Annotated in this window: 12 protein-coding genes; 9 read left to right on the plus strand and 3 right to left on the minus strand. The window is 62.8% G+C overall.

Features of this window, described 5'->3' with window-relative positions; genetic code table 11:
- Positions 1–79 precede the first annotated feature (79 nt).
- The 3 genes from ACFHWW_RS00075 to ACFHWW_RS00085 all read right to left on the minus strand — a co-directional run bounded on the left by ACFHWW_RS00075 (position 80) and on the right by ACFHWW_RS00085 (position 7,695).
- A complete protein-coding gene (locus tag ACFHWW_RS00075; RefSeq protein ID WP_127708172.1) occupies positions 80–1,009 on the minus strand; it encodes a response regulator in 930 nt (309 codons plus the stop codon).
- Positions 996–4,376, minus strand: coding sequence for an ATP-binding protein (locus ACFHWW_RS00080; RefSeq protein ID WP_379936951.1), 3,381 nt, complete (start codon positions 4,374–4,376; stop codon positions 996–998). Before ACFHWW_RS00080 ends, ACFHWW_RS00075 begins: the two co-directional genes overlap by 14 nt.
- A gap of 115 nt (positions 4,377–4,491) precedes the next feature.
- Entirely contained in the window at positions 4,492–7,695 is a 3,204-nt protein-coding gene (locus tag ACFHWW_RS00085) for an AAA family ATPase (RefSeq protein WP_275599493.1), read from the minus strand.
- 238 nt (positions 7,696–7,933) lie between these two features.
- Between ACFHWW_RS00085 and ACFHWW_RS00090 the strand changes: the two genes are divergently transcribed.
- The 9 genes from ACFHWW_RS00090 to urtD all read left to right on the plus strand — a co-directional run bounded on the left by ACFHWW_RS00090 (position 7,934) and on the right by urtD (position 17,296).
- Entirely contained in the window at positions 7,934–8,497 is a 564-nt protein-coding gene (locus ACFHWW_RS00090; protein WP_338282046.1) for a hypothetical protein, read from the plus strand.
- 31 nt (positions 8,498–8,528) lie between these two features.
- Positions 8,529–10,586, plus strand: a complete 2,058-nt coding sequence (locus ACFHWW_RS00095; protein WP_379936952.1) for a hypothetical protein — start codon at positions 8,529–8,531, stop codon at positions 10,584–10,586.
- Positions 10,587–10,824: 238 nt separating this feature from the next.
- Positions 10,825–11,163 (plus strand): ArsR/SmtB family transcription factor, encoded by a 339-nt coding sequence (locus ACFHWW_RS00100; RefSeq protein WP_379937233.1) that lies wholly within the window; start codon positions 10,825–10,827, stop codon positions 11,161–11,163.
- Between the two features lie 32 nt (positions 11,164–11,195).
- Positions 11,196–11,660 (plus strand): SRPBCC domain-containing protein, encoded by a 465-nt coding sequence (locus ACFHWW_RS00105; RefSeq protein ID WP_379936953.1) that lies wholly within the window; start codon positions 11,196–11,198, stop codon positions 11,658–11,660.
- A complete protein-coding gene (locus ACFHWW_RS00110) occupies positions 11,657–12,106 on the plus strand; it encodes a GFA family protein (protein ID WP_324764486.1) in 450 nt (149 codons plus the stop codon). The genes ACFHWW_RS00105 and ACFHWW_RS00110 overlap by 4 nt, the downstream gene beginning before the upstream one ends.
- A gap of 211 nt (positions 12,107–12,317) precedes the next feature.
- Complete coding sequence (gene urtA, locus ACFHWW_RS00115; protein WP_018096114.1) at positions 12,318–13,610, plus strand: urea ABC transporter substrate-binding protein; 1,293 nt, start codon at positions 12,318–12,320, stop codon at positions 13,608–13,610.
- 142 nt (positions 13,611–13,752) lie between these two features.
- Positions 13,753–15,366, plus strand: a complete 1,614-nt coding sequence (gene urtB, locus ACFHWW_RS00120; protein WP_379936954.1) for an urea ABC transporter permease subunit UrtB — start codon at positions 13,753–13,755, stop codon at positions 15,364–15,366.
- Positions 15,363–16,538, plus strand: a complete 1,176-nt coding sequence (gene urtC / locus ACFHWW_RS00125) for an urea ABC transporter permease subunit UrtC (RefSeq protein ID WP_379936955.1) — start codon at positions 15,363–15,365, stop codon at positions 16,536–16,538. Before urtB ends, urtC begins: the two co-directional genes overlap by 4 nt.
- 5 nt (positions 16,539–16,543) lie before the next feature.
- A complete protein-coding gene (gene urtD / locus ACFHWW_RS00130) occupies positions 16,544–17,296 on the plus strand; it encodes an urea ABC transporter ATP-binding protein UrtD (protein WP_379936956.1) in 753 nt (250 codons plus the stop codon).
- Positions 17,297–17,310: the final 14 nt, after the last annotated feature.

Consider the following 17,310-nt stretch of genomic DNA (forward strand, 5'->3'; position numbering starts at 1 on the left):
CCGCGCTTTTTCGCGATGGCGTGCGGCATCCGCAATCCTCTCGCGGCTTTTCGGGAAGGTCACCCGCCGCACGGGCCGATCAGATCCCGTGCAGCACCTGCGTCGCCTTCACTGCCGCCGAGGCCCGGTTTTCGACGCCGAGCTTCACATAGATCTGTTCGAGATGCTTGGTGACGGTGCGCGCGCTCAAGCCCAGGATCTCACCGATGTCGCGGTTGGATTTTCCTTTGGCGATCCACAGCAGCACCTCGGACTCCCGCTGGGTCAGCCGGAAGTGCTGGCGCAGCGTTTCGTCGTCGCTCAAGCCGTTCTCGGCCGTCAGCCGGAAGAGGTATTCATTGGCGCCGACCGCGCCGAGATAGGAGATCTGCAGGCCCGTCTGGCTGGCGCGCTGCAGGGTGAAGGTCCCTTGCCTTTCGCCGGGACTGGTTTCCCGCTCCCGCATCCACTCGGCAATGCGCCCGGCGACGAAGGCGAGACCGTCGTCGCTGCCGGTGGCCGCGTTGACGAGACGGGTCGCCTGCGGCGTCGACCAGCGGACCGTTCCATCGCCTCGCACCGCCAGCAGATGCCGCCCCGCCGCGTCCAGGGCGACGCGGGCGCTCTGGGCGGAGCGCGCATTGGAGAGATGGACGCGGATGCGGGCGCGCAGCTCGTCGATATTAATAGGCTTGGTCAGGTAATCGACGCCGCCGGCTTCGAGCGCCCGCACCACATGCTCCGTCTCGGTAAGGCCGGTCATGAAGACCACGGGCACCTGGGCGACGGAAGCATTCGCCTTCAGCCGGGTGCAGGTGTCGAAACCATCCATGCCGGGCATGACCGCATCGAGCAGGATGATGTCCGGCGTGATGCGATCGGCGATGTTGAGCGCCGCGTTGCCGGAGGTCGCGATCAATACGGAAAAGCCGGACTGTTCCAGCGCTTCGGTCAAAAAGCCGAGCGCCTCCGGTGAATCGTCGACGAGGAGTACGATATCTCGCACGTTCGCTGCCTCAGGCACGGGCATTCGCCTCCCCGGCGAGCAGGCGTTTGAGGAAGGCGTCATAGCCCGCGAGGTCGAATGCCCCGACATAGGCGCGCGCCGCCTCGGCGAAGGCTCGGTTGTCCGGGTTCAGGGCAATCTCCGTCAATTTTGCTTCGATGCCCCTCACGTAGCCGATTTCGCCGAGCTCGATCAATTCCTTCAAATGATGATGGCCGGGGCTCGCCACCGCAGGGGTCATCCCGGTGCCGGACGTTTCCTGCGGGCCGTCGTCGTAGATCCATTCGAGTTTCAGGTGGATCGCGAGCTTGTCGGTGAGCTGGCGCAGGCCGAAGGGCTTGGCAAGCGCATCGTTGTGGCCGATGGCGCCGGCGGCCGAGCCGTCGCCGATATTGGCCGAAAGCATGATCGCCGGCGCGCTCTGGCCGCCTTCCCTCAGCCGCATCACCAGATCCCAGCCGCTCATGCCGGGCATGGAGATGTCGATCAGGAACAGGTCCGGTTTCGTATGTTCGACGAGCGCCAGGCAGGCCGCCCCGCTCGCCGCCGCAAGAACGGTGAAATCGAGCGGCGCGAGCAGCTCGCCCATCAGGTCGCGGTGGTCCGCATTGTCGTCGACGACGACGATCGTCCGACGTGGTCCTCGATAGGACTTGATCCTGCGGACCGGGTCCTTGAGCGCGGCGGGCCGGTCGACGGCAGAGAGCATCAGCCGGACCTTGAAGGCCGTGCCCTTGTCCTTCTCGCTGGTGACGGAGATTTCGCCGCCGAGCGTCTGGGTGAGCAGGCGGGTGATGGTCAGGCCGAGGCCGAGGCCCGGCATGCGATATTCCGCCTCTCCGCGCTGAAAGGGCTCGAAGATCCTGGGCAGGTCCTTCTCGCCGATGCCGCGGCCGCTATCCTCGATGGTGAAACTTGCAACCTGGCTGCGATAGGCGACGTCGAAGCGGATATGCCCCCGTTCCGTGAACTTCAGGGCATTGGAGAGCAGGTTGACGAGGATTTGCCGCAGGCGCTTGTCGTCGGTCCGCACATATTGCGGCAGCGAGGCTGCGCGGTTGTGCTCGAAGGCGATGCCCTTGGCCTGCGCCTGCGGGCGGAACATGTCGACGATCTGATCCAAAAAGTCCTGAATGTTGATCTCGTTGGAATAGACCTGCAGCTTGCCGGCTTCGATCTTGGAAATGTCGAGGAGGCCGTCGATCAGTCCGGAGAGATGGTCGGCGCTGCGCCTGATCGCCTTGATCGCGCCCTGCCGCGGCGGCGGTATCGTCTCGTCGCGCTCGAGGATCTGGGCGTAGCCGAGCACCGCATTGAGCGGCGTGCGCAGTTCGTGGCTCAGGCCCACGACATAGCGGCTCTTCGCGCGATTGGCCGACTCCGCCCTTTCCTTCGCGTCCTGCAGCGCCGCGTCCGTCTTCTTGTGGGCGGCGATCTCCTTCAGAAGAGCCGTGTTCTGCCGGGAGGATTCCTCTTCCGCAACGACCCGGCTGTCATGGGCAAGCACGTAGAACCAGGACACGACGCCGGCAAGGATGGCGAAGACGAAGAAGACGATGGCGATGGTCCGCTGGACGACGTCGGCGGTCTCGGGAGAGGCGGCCGTGGTCTGGTGAGCGATCATCGCCAGGATCACGCCGATGCCGGTAATGGAGATCACCGCCGAAATCGCGTAACGGCCGAGCCTTGTCGCGAGCTTTGCGACGACCGTTTCGGACAGCACCGCCTTGGCCACGGTGGCGACCTGCGCGTTCAGACGCGCCTTCGGCTTGCACATGTCGTGGCAGCGGCTGTCGAGCGAACAGCAGAGCGAGCAGATCGGCGCCGCATAGGCCGGGCACCAGGCCATGTCCTCCGGTTCGAACGGGTGCTCGCAGATCGAGCAAGTGATCTCGTTTTCGCGGAGCCAGCTCTTGCGCGGCTTGCGGGCGAGATAGAATTTCCCCTCCGTCCACCAGGCGATCAGCGGCGAGACGACGAAACCCGTGACGAGCGCGATATAGGGTGCGAGCGAGGCGGCGATTTCGCCCGCCGCGCCGAAATGCGCGACGAGGGCAAAGAGCGTCGACACGCCCATGGTGCCGAGTCCGACGGGATTGATGTCGTGGAGATGGGCGCGTTTGAACTCGATTCCGGGCGGGGCGAGACCGAGCGGCTTGTTGACGAAGAGATCGGCCGAGATCGTCGAGAGCCAGGCCATGGCGACGATCGAAAAGATACCGAGCGTTTCCTCCAGCAGACGATAGATGCCGAGCTCCATCAGAAGGAGCGCGATCGCCACGTTGAAGACCAGCCAGATGACGCGGCCCGGATGGCTGTGGGTGAGCCGCGAGAAGAAGTTCGACCAGGCGAGCGAGCCCGCATAGGCGTTCATCACGTTGATCTTGAGCTGCGAGACGACGACGAAGGCTGCCATCAGCAGGAGCGCGGCCGTGTCCGACGGGAAGATGTAGCCGAAGGCCGTGTAATACATCTGCGCCGGGTCGGCGGCCCTGGTCGAAGGGACGCCGGTGCTGAGCGCCAGGACGACGAGAAAGGAACCGGCCAGCAGCTTCGGCGCGCCGACGATCACCCAGCCGGAGCCGGCAAGAAAGACGGCGATGCGGTGGCGGAGCTTGCGCTCGCCCTCAGGCGGCAGGAAGCGCAGGAAGTCCACCTGCTCGCCGATCTGCGCCATCAGAGCGAAGATGACCGCCGAGGCAGCGCCGAATTCGACGAGATGGAACGGCGCGAGCGTGCCGGGGGGACCCGATGTGTGATGGATGCCCGCATAGGCGAGCCACAGGCCGACCTTCTCCCAGTCCGCAAACGCGATGAAGACGAAGGGAAGAATGTTCAGGACGATCCAGAAGGGCTGCGTGACGAGCTGGAACCGGCTGATCAGCTTCACGCCATGGGTAACCAGCGGGATCACCATGACGGCGCTAACGATGTAGCCGATCCAGAGCGGTATGCCGAGCGCAAGCTCCAGCGCCCCGGACATGATCGAGGCTTCGATCGCGAAGAGGATGAAGGTGAAGCTCGCATAGATCAGCGAGGTGATCGTCGAGCCGATATAGCCGAAGCTCGCGCCGCGCGTGAGAAGGTCGATGTCGACGCCGTGACGGATGGCATAGCGGCTGATCGGCAGGCCGACGAGAAGGATCATCAGGCTCGCGACGAGGATCGCGACGATGGCGTTGGTCGTGCCGTAGGACATGGTAATGGCACCGCCGATGGCTTCCAGCGCCAGGAAGGAGATGGCGCCGATCGCCGTCTGCGAAATGCGCGCCGAGGAGAAGCGCCGCGCGCTCTTGGCGGTGAAGCGCAGCGCATAGTCTTCGAGCGTCTGGTTGGCGACCCAGCGGTTATATTCTCGCCGAACGGGAATGATGCGCTGGCGTGCCGCCATGGTCCCTCGTCATCTCAACGCCGGCCGAATGCGCCAGCCGCCCATGTCGTAACACGGACGAACGCCCCGGGAAATTGTTGCATTGCGGAAAACGTCGGCAGACCGATGAGCCAGTCTAGATGGGCCCACGCGCCTCGCTTCGTGTCGCCCCCTTCCTGTCCTCGAACCCAGCGAGGGTCTGCCTTGCCTTGGCCTCCCAGGTCCTGGCACCCTGCCTGCGCGCCAGTGCCATTGCACGCTTGAGCGGCCTGTACCCTCGCTCAAGCTTGCTGTCGCCTCTCACGAGCAGTTCGGCCTGTAGTCGCAACAGCTCGGCCGTGAAATAGTTCTCGCCCGTTTTCCTTGCGAGTTCCAGGGCTTGACCGATAGCTTGTGACGCTTCCGTATCGAATCCAAGCTGCAGATAACCGCTGGCGAGCATTCCCAAATAGCAGGTCTTGTCGATTTCCTGCTCGCCCATGTTATCGCAAACATGGCGCATCTGCTGGAGGCCCGATACGTCCTTGCGGGTCATGGCGAGCAGCCATCCGGAGAAGAAGGAGCCCATGTTCAGCCAAAGCTGAAAACCGTTCCTTCTCGCCAGCGGCACGAGTTCGTCCGTCAAGCGCTCCATCGTTTCGGGGTCGTTGCGAAGGGCCATCAGGATGCAGCCGTTGCCGAGGCATGCGGCGAGGCGGTAGTCGGTCTGCTTTCTCGCATCGGCTTCCGCCTGCCGGAAGAGCGAAAGCGCGCCCTGCTCTTCCCCCAGAAGCTCAAGCGTCCAGGAGAGATAGATCATCGCCATGCTCGGAAAATCGCTGCCGATCCGATCTGCCTTCTCGCGATGCCGAAGGGCATCTTCGAGCAGGGCCTTCGCCTTGCGGAACTGGCCGCGAGAAAAGGCGCACATGCCCCGGAACTGCTTTCCAAGCACGAGCGCCTTGAGGTGGTCCCGTTTTTGCCCGATCTCCAGGAGCTGATCGCTCGCCCATTCGGCGTCCTTGAGGGAGGCGGAGTTGAAGGCCGTGCCGAAAAGCCCGTCCAGGGCCCTGATAGCCGCCTCCGGATCGCCCGTCGCTTCGCTGAGGCGCATCACGTTGCGGTACGCAGCGCTTCCCTCGCGCGTCATGTAACCGAACGTTGCGTAGAGGACATCACCGCGCTCCAGCTCGAGGCGGAGTTCCATACCATCGCGATCGCGGGAGGGGGCCAGCTTGCGGGCGCATTCGAGGCCTCTGGCGAACATATTGGCCGCCTCCTGCTTCGCCCACGTCGCTGCGAGTTTCAAACCGGCCGTGAGCCAGTGTTCAGCGGCACGCTCGTACAATCCGGCCTCGTCCAGATGCTGGGCCAGGACCTCCGGATGATCGGCTGCGGCCGACGGCTCCGTTCGCTCCATCGCATCCACGACCAGTGCATGGAGCTGTCTACGCCTGTCCCGCAGCAGAGCGCCGCTCGCCGCCTCCTGAAGAAGCGCGTGGGTGAAGCTGTATCTCGGCCAGTCCGAGAAGGGTTGCGGAGCGACCAGGCCGACTGCGGTGAGGCGCTCCAGTTCCGGCTTCAATGTTTCGATCGGCATGTCGGCAACGCTGGCGAGCATCCGGACGTCGAATTCGCGGCCGATGATCGCGGCGACCTGCGCTATGGTCTTGCCCGGGCCAAGCTTGTCGAGCCGTGACAGGAGCGAGGACTGGAGCGAGTTCGGCACCGAAAGACCGGCGTCGTGAGCGCCCGATCGATGAGGGCCCGATGAGGCGGCGAGCTCAGAGGTTGACCGTGCCAGCTCCTCGAGAAAGAGCGGCACCCCTTCGGCCTTTCGCAGAACGGCATGCGTAAGGTCCGTCCCCAGCAGCACCCCGGTTGCAGCCTTCCGGACGAGTTCGTTCGCTTCGTCGCGCGACAGGCGCGCGAGCCTGATCTCTTCGATGGAACTCTTTCGGCGTTCAGATTTCAGCGCGCCGTCGCGGGAGGTCACAACGACGAGCAGGGGGAGATCCGATACTTCTTCGATCAGTCGGTGGAGCAGATTTGCCGATGACGGATCGATCCATTGTTCGTCCTCGACGGCAAGCAGCATCGGGCCTGCTCCGGCCTGGCGCAGCAACCAGTCGATATATGTTCGCCGGACCGTCAACTGCTGCTGGGACGGCGGAAGCGCGGATGGCGGGTAGTCAGACTGCTCGACGTTCAGCAATCGGGCGAAGATCGGAAAGGAGTCCGCGATCGGCACCTTGCTCGCCGAGAGGGCGGCCTCCAGTTTGCTGGCGGCAATGGCCGGCGGATCGGCGCCGGATATCCCCTCTTCCTGGCGAAACAGTTGAAGGAAAGGGAAGAGCGCGCTGTTGGCGTAGGCCGACGAGCACTGGGCGGTAAGCGTCTTCACGCCGGAAAGCTCTTCTTTCACCTCGAAGAGCAGCCGCGACTTGCCTATGCCCGGCTCGCCGCTGATGAGGACCGCTCTTCCGCGCCGTTCCCGAGAGACCCTCCGCCAGATTTCCGCGATCTGTGCGATCTCGCTTTGGCGGCCAACAAGCGCGGTCAGATGACCTTTGCGGGCGAACCTGCTGCCGACGGAAATCGGCTGATCGGCGCGCCACAGGCGAACGGGGGTGCTGAAGCCTTTCAGGATCGTTTCGCCAAGATCGCTGAACAGGAAGGAGCCGTGCGCCATCTGGCAGGTGGTCTGATCGGTCAGGATCGTCTGCGGCGCTGCCATCGCTTCAAGCCGCTGGGCGAGATTTGGGACAGGGCCAAAGGCGACGGTGGAAACGCCGGCCGGCGCCCCCTCGATGTCACCCACCACGACAAGGCCGCTTGCGATGCCGATCCTCACATTGAGAGGCGAATGGTCTGGCGTCTCGACCTGAGGCGCCACGCGCAGAATGTCGAAGGCCAGCTCGAGTGCCCTTTCCGCGTCATCCTCCTCGGCGATCGGATAGCCAAACAGGACCTGCAACGCGTCGCCGACATAGTTCGCGACAAAGCCGCCATGTGATTTCGCGAGCCCGTTGCAGGTGTTGAGGTAGGTGCGCGTGAGGACGCTGAAGTCCTCGGGGTCGAGCCTCGCCGCATAATCCGTGGAGCCGACCATGTCGCAGAAAAGGATGGTCAGTTGCCGGCGTTCGGGAAGCCTCTTATCGGCAAGGTCGGGCGAAGGAGTCTTCTCCATGGCCGCGATTGCGGCGATGAGCTTGCGACGCTGGCCGATCGGGATGCGCATTTCCCGGAGGTCGGCTTCCGTAAGCAGGTGCAGGCTCTCGAAATCGACACGGGCGCGCGCGAATGTTTGCTCGAGATCGCCGAGCCCGATGTTCTGCAGCCATTTTCCGACATCGCTCATCGTACCCCCGTCACGTGACGCGAAGGTTCGGCACCTCAACTTGCGCTTTTATTGCAATAAAGCTACATTAGTAACGGGAAATACCCTGTTTTGAAAGCCGAAGTTTCCAAGTCGCCGATGCAGCCACATTAGCGGAGGATTTCGCGTTCTCACGCGCTTTGACAGATGGCGTCCAAATACTTTGCAGTCTTCTCGCTTTTCCTGGGCTGGAATGCCCATAACGCAATTAGGTGTTCCCATGCACAACACTATCAAATGTTTGGTGCCAGCGGCAGTCCTGACGTTTGGCATGCCTGTCGTCGGGGCCGCGCAAGATTGCCCCACCGCGGAAGAATGGAAGGACGCGCCCGCGTTCAGCAATGTCACCAACGAGCACCGAAATGCCCTCAGCGATTTGATGGCGCGGTACACCTGGGCCATGAACAACAGGGAAATAGGCGCTCTGAAGAATCTTTTTGCCGACAGCGGATCCTATGTGTTCTGTCAAATGGGAAAGTCGACGGCCGACGAGAGTTACAGTTCGAAAGACGGCATAGGGAGACATTTCGAAGACGTATTTGGACCGTTATCGGACAATGGTCTTTATACGAAACGAATTCTAAGTGGATTTATTATCGACAATCGCGGAACTGATCTAAACGTGACCATGAGCGTTATTGTATTCATCAAGAATTTCGACTCGAATTTGCCTCAGTTAGACTACTTGGCCGACCTATTCGTCACGGTGGAAAGAGGAACTTTTCTGATAAAGAGGCTTGTGGTTACACCGGCCGATGGTCGGATCAGCATAAGAGCGAGATAAGCGGCCGAGGCGTAGCCGAGAGAAGGCCACGATGCTGAAATACCTGCTCTTGTTCGTGTCGTTGAACGCGCAGACGGCCGCGTTTGCTGCTGAAGCGGTAGACTTCAGCCTCGTTGCGGAGGCTATGCGGCGCCGGCCTGAGTGCGCCACAAGCGTGAACTGCGAGGCGTCTACCGGATGTCTCGTTCCTCCCCCGGAGCTGGTCGAGCCCGGGCAGGCCGCGGCCACAGCCGAACGCTCGACTCCTCGCCGGACGAACCACGAAACATTCCACGCCTGTCGCGAGATGGTGTTGCGATTACGGTCGGCCGAAGCCATCGTTCGTGACCTGGTTTCACGGCTATGGCCTTCCGACCGCGCGAACGGTTTCGCGACGACATTGGAGGCCTGGAACCGTGAAGTCTCTTGGGCGCCGGCCTCCGCAACGGAAAGGCCAGTCACCAAGTTCGGCGACGAGCTGCGCGCCGTATTCGGACCTCTGCCGGAAGGCAATTGCCTCGCTGAAGATTCGAGGCGTCTCGGTCTGGAAGTGGGCGGCAATCTTGTGGAGCTGAGGCCCAATCCGTCGAAGTCGAACGCGCTGGAGTTCGAGCACCTCGATACGTTCGGCAGACATGTCAAATGGACCGACCGGATCGACAGATGCGACAAGCCTTCGCTTGCAGGGGTGACTTATTGCGGGATGAACTCCCGTCTGAGGCGCGTCGTGCGCGGCGCTGTGGAGTGGGTGTTCCTTTGCAGGAAGTCATCCAGGAACCTCGAGCTTAGCACCGATCCCTACTGGCGGGAGGGGGATCCGCGGTTCGCCCTTTATGGCGCGATCGGTTTCAACGAGATGACGGGGGAGGTCTCCTTCATCGACGGGAGGAAAGACCGCGAAGTCTTCGATTGGAGAGAAACGTTTCCGCCGCCCGGTGGCGCATCCTACTCCGACGTTGAAGGCAGAGCCCGCACAGAAGATCTGTACGACAGGTCGTTCAGGGTCGATTGCTTCGCATGCCACGACAACAAGGAACCCCATGTCATCGACCCGCACGTCAAGCAGGCGAGGGTCGGTTATCGTCACGGCTGGGACGACGAGAGCTCCATCGCTTTTGGCCTCGGAGCGTTTCTGCCGAGAAGGAAAGGGCGGGCAGAAGCTCCGTTCCGCGTCGTAGGATCCAGCTACACGGCGGCTCGACGGGGGCGAATGACGGAAGCAAAGATCGTCTCCATGCCGGGACATCCGTGCACCTCGTGCCATGTCTTGACGACGCAGGAGACGGGCCAGCGCTTTGCCGCTGACGCCGCTGGAAAGAAGCCGACGGCGATACTCTCTCCCGAGCGGGCACTGCCGCTTCTCGGCCAGCGAAAATTTCTGGCGGTGGTGGGCGAGCACCGCACGGCATGGGCGACGAGAAGCGGTGCAGGCAAGATCCACCCATGGATGCTGCCCCATTATGGCGGCGACCTGTCCGAACAATCGCCCCCGATTACCGACGCCGAATGGCGGGCGCTCAGTCAATGCCTGTGGAGCGCCGGCGGAGAGGAGTGCGGATACAGACCGCTCTACACGGCATGCCCCAGCCCGGGGCGCAACGGCGACGGCTACAGTCCCCAGGAATTTTCCACCGAGATCGTTTCACCGGTCTCCCCGCGAGACGGTTTCGACCGGGCGATACGGCTGAAGTGGAAATATCTGAACGGCTATGGAAAGGTGCCCGAACGCGACGACGTGCGTTTTCACATCGCCGTCAAAAAGAAGTCTTTGTCCGGGACGGCTCCTGCGCACGCCGAAGACTACCCGACCATGGCGGAGGCCAGGGGTGATCAATTCCAAGCCGTCACGGGGGAGGTCGGCACGTCCGGCTCTGCGATCCTCCTGAAGGACGCGTCCTTCATCGGCCATCGCAAGTGGACGGATCCGCTGCCCGCCAGCATGCCGCGGGATTACAGCATCGAAATCCCGGCGAGCTGCGGCGAGCGGTACCTGTTCCGCATCCTGCCGAAGCGCTTCTGCTTCGACTACAACGGCATCGCCTACGGCACCGAGGAACACCTCATCCATGCCGACGTGGTTTGCGCTCCGCGTTCGGCCGGCATGCGTTGATCGGTTGCACCGCACCCCCCGCAACCGCAACGTCGCTAAACTCCCGCGCCAGAGCGCCCAGTGTTCATTAAACACCGAAGCTCTCCAAGCCTTTGAATCTGCCTACTTCCGCACCGTAGGCACTCCTCCTGGAGGTGCTCTAGCGAGAACACCCGCCCATTGCAGATCGCAGCTCTTGACAGAACGCCACGCTACTGCAATAAACCATCAAGTTAATTAACCTGATGGTTTATCAATGTTGGACCAACTCAGCAGCACCCTCTCGGCATTGGCCGACCCGACCCGCCGGGCCATCGTTGCGCGCCTCGCTGCCGGCGAGGCGACGGTGAATGAACTTGCTGCTCCGTTCGATATGAGCCTGCCGGCGATTTCCAAACATCTGAAGGTCTTGGAACGTGCGGGGTTGATATCCCGGGGCCGCAACGCCCAATGGCGGCCCTGCCGGCTGGAGGCGGCGCCGTTGAAGGAAATCGCCGATTGGGTCGAGCGCTACCGACACTTCTGGGAGGGCAGTTTCGACCGGCTCGACAGCTATCTTCACGAGTTGCAGCGCAACGAAAAATCGGATCACGACTGAACCGGGTTCGCCCGACCGCAAGGGAGAAGATCATGAATGCCCCGTCTCCGAAGGAAGAGATCGCGCTTACCATCACGCGCGTCTTCGACGCGCCCGCCAACGTCGTCTTCAAGGTCTGGACCACACCCGAACACCTGGTGCGCTGGTGGGGCCCGAAGGACTTCACGGTGCCCGCGATCACTGCGGATTTCCGTGAAGGCGGCGCCTGGCGCGGCTGTATCCGCTCGCCTGAGGGCCAGGACTACTGGGCGCACGGCATCTATCGCGAGATCGTGGAGCCGAGCCGTATCGTCCTCAGCTTCGCCTGGGAAGAGGAGGGCGCCATCGACACGCTGATCACGGTCACACTTGAGGACGTGGCGGGCGGCACGCGTCTCACCTTCCGCCAGGCGCCGTTCACGAGCGCCGAGAGCCGCGATTCCCATGCGGAAGGATGGGGCGAGTGCATGGACCGGCTCGTTTCCTATGTCGCTGCCCGGAAGGAGGAAATGCAATGAAGAAGACCTATCACGGGAGCTGCCACTGCGGCGCGGTGCGCTTTTCCGCAAAACTCGACCTTGCGCCGGAGGGAAAACGCTCCCCAGCGCCGCGGCCTGGCGTGTGGTGGACGACGACCTTCCGCTGCAACTGTTCCTCCTGCCTCAAGACGCGATTCTGGAAGGTGTTCGTCACGCCCGAGGATTTCTCCTTGCTTTCCGGCGAAGAGGCCCTGGCGGAGTACCGCTTCGGCGAGCGCATGATCCGCCACGTGTTCTGCCGGCACTGCGGCGTCCACCCCTTAGGCAGCGCCGACTTCGAGATCATGGGCGGGCCCTTCCATGCGGTGAATATCGCCTGTCTCGACGACGCGACCGACGAGGAGCTGGCGAATGCACCGATCGTTTATGAGGACGGGCGCCATGATGCATGGGACCGGCCACCCGCGGTGACGGCCTATTTGTGAGGAGCGTGCCGCTCCTTCGCGTCTGCCGCGGTAGCGACCTGGAACCGCGGCAGAAACCCCGGGCAGTAAGCCCAAGCTTCCTTCTTCCCCCCCGCCACCTACGTAGAATGACGTATGTGCAGCGCAGCGCGGCTGCCCGATGATCCCCGAGCAACGGCCATGGAGAACGGCCACTTGCCTTGCGGCGATCAGAACAAGGGGGTTCAATCAGATGACTATCAGGGCACGCGTCACCGGCGCATTTCTCGCTGCCGTCCTTTCGACGACGGCGTTCAACGGCGCCTTTGCGGCCGACGACACGATCAAGGTCGGCATCCTGCATTCGCTTTCCGGCACCATGGCGATCTCCGAAACGACGCTCAAGGACGCCATGCTGATGCTGATCGAGGAGCAGAACAAGAAGGGCGGCCTGCTCGGCAAGAAGCTGGAAGCGGTCGTCGTCGACCCGGCCTCGGACTGGCCGCTCTTTGCCGAAAAGGCGCGCGAGCTCGTCTCCGTCGACAAGGTGTCCGCCGTCTTCGGCTGCTGGACGTCGGTGTCGCGCAAATCCGTGCTGCCGGTCTTCGAAGAGCTGAATTCCATCCTCTTCTATCCGGTCCAGTACGAGGGCGAGGAAAGCCAGCGCAACGTCTTCTATACGGGCGCCGCTCCCAATCAGCAGGCTATTCCCGCAGTCGACTATCTGATGGAGAACGAGGAAGTCGAGCGCTGGGTGCTCGCCGGCACCGATTACGTCTATCCGCGCACGACCAACAAGATCCTCGAGGCCTACCTGATCTCCAAGGGCGTCGCGCCCGAGGACATCATGATCAACTACACGCCTTTCGGCCATTCCGACTGGCAGACGATCGTTTCCGACATCAAGAAGTTCGGCTCGGCCGGCAAGAAGACCGCGGTCGTCTCGACAATCAACGGCGACGCCAACGTGCCGTTCTATAAGGAGCTTGCCAACCAAGGCATCAAGGCCGAGGACATCCCGGTCGTCGCCTTCTCTGTCGGCGAGGAGGAACTTGCCGGCCTCGATACCGGACCGCTCGTCGGACACCTCGCTGCCTGGAACTACTTCCAGTCGGTCGACAACCCGGCCAATGCCGAGTTCATCGAGACCTGGCAGGCCTACACCAAGAACGACAAGCGGGTGACCAACGACCCGATGGAAGCCCATTATATCGGCTTCAACATGTGGCTGAAGGCAGTCGAGAAGGCCGGCACCACGGATACCGATGCCGTGCTCGACGCCATGATCGGGGTCTCGGTACCGAATCTCTCGGGCGGCTATTCGACGATGATGCCGAACCACCACATCACCAAACCCGTGCTGATCGGCGAGATCCAGTCCGACGGCCAGTTCGAAACTGTCTGGGAAACGCCCGGCCTCGTCGTCGGCGACGAATGGTCGGACTACCTGCCGGACTCGAAGGACCTGATCTCCGATTGGCGCGCGCCCATGTCCTGCGGCAACTTCAATGTGGCCACCGGCAAGTGCGGCGGCAAGGGTTCCTGATTTCATGACGAAAGACTTGCTAAGGAAGCGGCCCGGGTCGGGTCGCTCCCCCAGACGCCTCTTTTCATGACGCACCGCTAGCTCGAAATCCCCTCCGTCCGAATGCGTCCCTTCGGACGGAGGACTGCAAGGCGAGAGACGAATGTACCGCATCATCCAAACCGTGCTGGCTGCCCTGTTCCTCTTCGTTGCGATGGCTCCGGGGCTTCGCGCGGAAGAGGGACTGCGCGATCTGGTGAACGCGCTCGGCGAGGCGAAGCTGTCCGAGATGGACGAACACATCGCGGCACTGGCAAGAACCGGAAAGCCCGAAGCCGTCGCCATCCTCGAGGCGCTCGGTGAAGGCGGGCTCTATGCCCGCAAGGCGGACGGCCAGGTCTTCCTGACGAAGGAGAGCGGTTCGAACCTGACCCTCACGGATCCGATCTCCGGCGACAGTGCCGGCGAAGCGCCGAAGGCGGCACTTTCGAAGATCAGGGTGAACAACAGCGTGCGGCGCGCCGTGCGCACCGCCCTCGGCAGCCTGACGCTCCTCAGTCCCGATCGAAATCAGCGACTCAGGGCTGCGCAGTCGGTGCTGCAATCGCCCGATCCCGACGCGCTTGGCGCCATCGAGAATGCGCTTCATGCCGAGAAGGACGGAGCCGTTCGTGCGGTCCTCGAACAGGCGCGCGCCACGATGCTTCTTCTCTCCGACCGGCCGGTCGAGGAGAAGAAGGAGGCGGTGCGGCTGCTGGAGGAAAGCGGCGGCCGCGAGGCGCTGCCGATCCTTTCTGTCGCGCTCGGCTCCGCCGACGAAAGCCTGAAGCCGGACATCGAGGCGGCGCTCGCCAGCATCGAACAGGCGCAAGCCTTCTGGAATGCGGGCCAGAACATATGGTACGGCCTGTCGCTGGGCTCGGTGCTGCTGCTTGCGGCGATCGGCCTCGCCATCACCTTCGGCGTCATGGGCATCATCAACATGGCGCATGGCGAGATGGTGATGCTCGGGGCCTATACGACATTCCTCGTTCAAGATGTGGTGCGCACCTCCTTTCCTCATCTTTTCGATTGGTCCCTAGCGATCGCGCTGCCGCTCGCCTTCCTTGTCACGGGCGCCGTGGGCCTCGCACTGGAACGCGGCGTCATCCGCTTCCTCTACGGTCGCCCGCTCGAAACGCTGCTTGCCACCTGGGGCATATCGCTCATCCTGCAGCAGACGGTGCGGACGATCTTCGGCCCCACCAACCGCGAAGTCGGCAATCCGTCCTGGATGTCCGGCGCCTTCGAGATCGGCGGACTGGCGATCACCTGGAACCGCCTCTGGATCATCGTCTTTGCGCTTGCCGTGTTTGCAGCACTTCTCTTTCTGCTCAAGAAGACGCCGATGGGCCTGCAGATGCGCGCCGTAACGCAAAACCGGCGCATGGCCTCCTCCATGGGCATCCGCACGCCCTGGGTCGATGCGCTGACCTTCGCGCTCGGCTCCGGCATTGCAGGCATTGCGGGTGTGGCGCTTTCGCAGATCGATAACGTCTCGCCGAACCTCGGGCAGGGTTACATCATCGACAGCTTCATGGTCGTGGTCTTCGGCGGCGTCGGCAATCTTTGGGGAACGCTTGTCGGCGCCTTCTCGCTCGGCATCCTCAACAAGTTCCTCGAGCCCTACGCCGGCGCCGTGCTCGGCAAGATCCTCGTGCTCGTGCTGATCATCCTCTTCATCCAGAAGCGGCCGCGGGGGCTCTTCGCACTCAAGGGCCGGGCGGTGGAAGCATGATCACCTCGTTTCTCGTCAAATCGCTGGATCGGACCATCGTCACGGCCGTCGCGATCCTGCTGGCGCTGGCCGTCACCGTTCCCGCGCTCAACCTCCTGACCGCGCCGGACCACCCGCTGCATGTGCCGACCTATCTGGTTTCACTCTTCGGCAAGTACCTGACCTATGCGCTCCTGGCTCTGGCGCTCGATCTCGTCTGGGGTTTCTGCGGCATTCTCTCGCTCGGGCACGCTGCCTTCTTCGCGCTCGGGGGCTATGCCATGGGCATGTATCTGATGCGCCAGATCGGCTCACGCGGCTCCTACGGCAATCCGCTGCTGCCGGACTTCATGGTCTTTCTCAACTGGAAGGAGCTGCCCTGGTTCTGGCACGGCTTCGACATGTTCTGGTTCGCAGCGCTGATGGTGGTGCTGGTGCCGGGCCTCCTTGCCTTCGTCTTCGGCTGGTTCGCCTTCCGCTCGCGCGTCAACGGGGTCTATCTCTCGATCATCACCCAGGCGATGACCTATGCGCTGCTGCTCGCCTTCTTCCGCAACGACATGGGTTTCGGCGGCAATAACGGGCTCACGGATTTCAAGGACATCCTGGGCTTCAACATCCAGGCAGACGGAACGCGTGCGGCGCTTTTCGCCGCCTCCGCGCTGGCGCTCGCCGTTTCGCTCGTCGTCACCTCGGGCATCGTCCGCTCGAAATTCGGAAAGGTGCTGGTGGCGCTGCGCGACGCGGAAAGCCGCACCCGCTTCCTCGGCTATCGCGTCGAGCACATGAAGCTCTTCGCCTTCACGGTCTCGGCCATGATGGCAGGCGCCGCCGGTGCGCTCTACGTACCGCAGGTCGGCATCATCAATCCGGGCGAGTTCGCCCCCGCCAATTCGATCGAGGTGGTCATATGGACGGCGGTCGGCGGGCGCGGCACGCTGATCGGACCGATCGTCGGCGCGATCCTCGTCAACGGCGGAAAAAGCATCTTCACCGCCGCCTTCCCCGAATTCTGGCTCTTTGCGCTCGGCGGGCTCTTCGTCCTCGTCACGCTTTTCCTGCCGAAGGGGGTGGTCGGCACGGCGCAGAACTATCTGGCAAGCCGGCGCGCGTCCCACGCGGCGGCCCGGAAGGAAAGCGAGAGCGAAAAATCGGCGACCCTTGCGGCCGCCGAAACGATGGCCGCGGAGTGATCGCCATGACCGGAAAGAAGCCCAGGAACCTGCTCTATCTCGATGGCGTCTCCGTCTCCTTCGATGGTTTCAAGGCGCTGAACTCGCTCTCCTTCGTCGTGGAGCCGGGGGAATTGCGCGCCATCATCGGCCCCAATGGCGCCGGCAAGACGACGATGATGGACATCATCACCGGCAAGACGCGGCCGGATGAGGGCGAGGTCTTCTTCAAGGGCGACATCGACCTCACCAGGAGGGACGAAGCGGCAATCGCCGAACTCGGCATCGGCCGCAAGTTCCAGAAGCCCACCGTCTTCGAGAACCATACCGTCTGGGACAATCTGGAGCTGGCGCTGAACCGCAGCCGCGGCGTCTTAGCGATCCTGTTCTATCGGCTGACGAGGGAGGACGAGAGCCGCATCGAGGAGATCCTTTCGACGGTGCGGCTCACGGCGCGCCGGGACGAACTCGCCGCCAATCTCTCGCATGGTCAGAAGCAATGGCTGGAGATCGGCATGCTGCTCGCCCAGGAACCGGAACTCCTGCTCGTGGACGAGCCGGTGGCCGGGATGACCGATGCGGAGACGGCGGAGACCGCGATCCTCCTCAAGGAAATCGCCAGGACGCGCTCGGTGATCGTCGTCGAGCACGACATGGGCTTCATCCGCGACCTCGGCGTCAAGGTCACCTGCCTTGCGGAAGGCTCGGTGCTGGCGGAAGGCTCGATCGATTTCGTCAGCAACGATCCGAAGGTGATCGAAAACTATCTCGGCCGATGAGCGGAAGGAATTGA

It is taken from the genome of Sinorhizobium sp. P24N7, from assembly GCF_042436655.1.
GTDB classification, from domain to species: domain Bacteria; phylum Pseudomonadota; class Alphaproteobacteria; order Rhizobiales; family Rhizobiaceae; genus Sinorhizobium; species Sinorhizobium meliloti_A.

What these genes read in the sequence shown, in the direction of transcription:
- ACFHWW_RS00075 (WP_127708172.1), bottom strand. Translation starts at nt 1,009, where the DNA reads ATGCCCGTGCCTGAGGCAGCGAACGTGCGAGATATCGTACTCCTCGTC.
- ACFHWW_RS00080 (WP_379936951.1), bottom strand. Translation starts at nt 4,376, where the DNA reads ATGGCGGCACGCCAGCGCATCATTCCCGTTCGGCGAGAATATAACCGC.
- ACFHWW_RS00085 (WP_275599493.1), bottom strand. Translation starts at nt 7,695, where the DNA reads ATGAGCGATGTCGGAAAATGGCTGCAGAACATCGGGCTCGGCGATCTC.
- ACFHWW_RS00090 (WP_338282046.1), top strand. Translation starts at nt 7,934, where the DNA reads ATGCACAACACTATCAAATGTTTGGTGCCAGCGGCAGTCCTGACGTTT.
- ACFHWW_RS00095 (WP_379936952.1), top strand. Translation starts at nt 8,529, where the DNA reads ATGCTGAAATACCTGCTCTTGTTCGTGTCGTTGAACGCGCAGACGGCC.
- ACFHWW_RS00105 (WP_379936953.1), top strand. Translation starts at nt 11,196, where the DNA reads ATGAATGCCCCGTCTCCGAAGGAAGAGATCGCGCTTACCATCACGCGC.
- ACFHWW_RS00110 (WP_324764486.1), top strand. Translation starts at nt 11,657, where the DNA reads ATGAAGAAGACCTATCACGGGAGCTGCCACTGCGGCGCGGTGCGCTTT.
- urtA (WP_018096114.1), top strand. Translation starts at nt 12,318, where the DNA reads ATGACTATCAGGGCACGCGTCACCGGCGCATTTCTCGCTGCCGTCCTT.
- urtB (WP_379936954.1), top strand. Translation starts at nt 13,753, where the DNA reads ATGTACCGCATCATCCAAACCGTGCTGGCTGCCCTGTTCCTCTTCGTT.
- urtC (WP_379936955.1), top strand. Translation starts at nt 15,363, where the DNA reads ATGATCACCTCGTTTCTCGTCAAATCGCTGGATCGGACCATCGTCACG.
- urtD (WP_379936956.1), top strand. Translation starts at nt 16,544, where the DNA reads ATGACCGGAAAGAAGCCCAGGAACCTGCTCTATCTCGATGGCGTCTCC.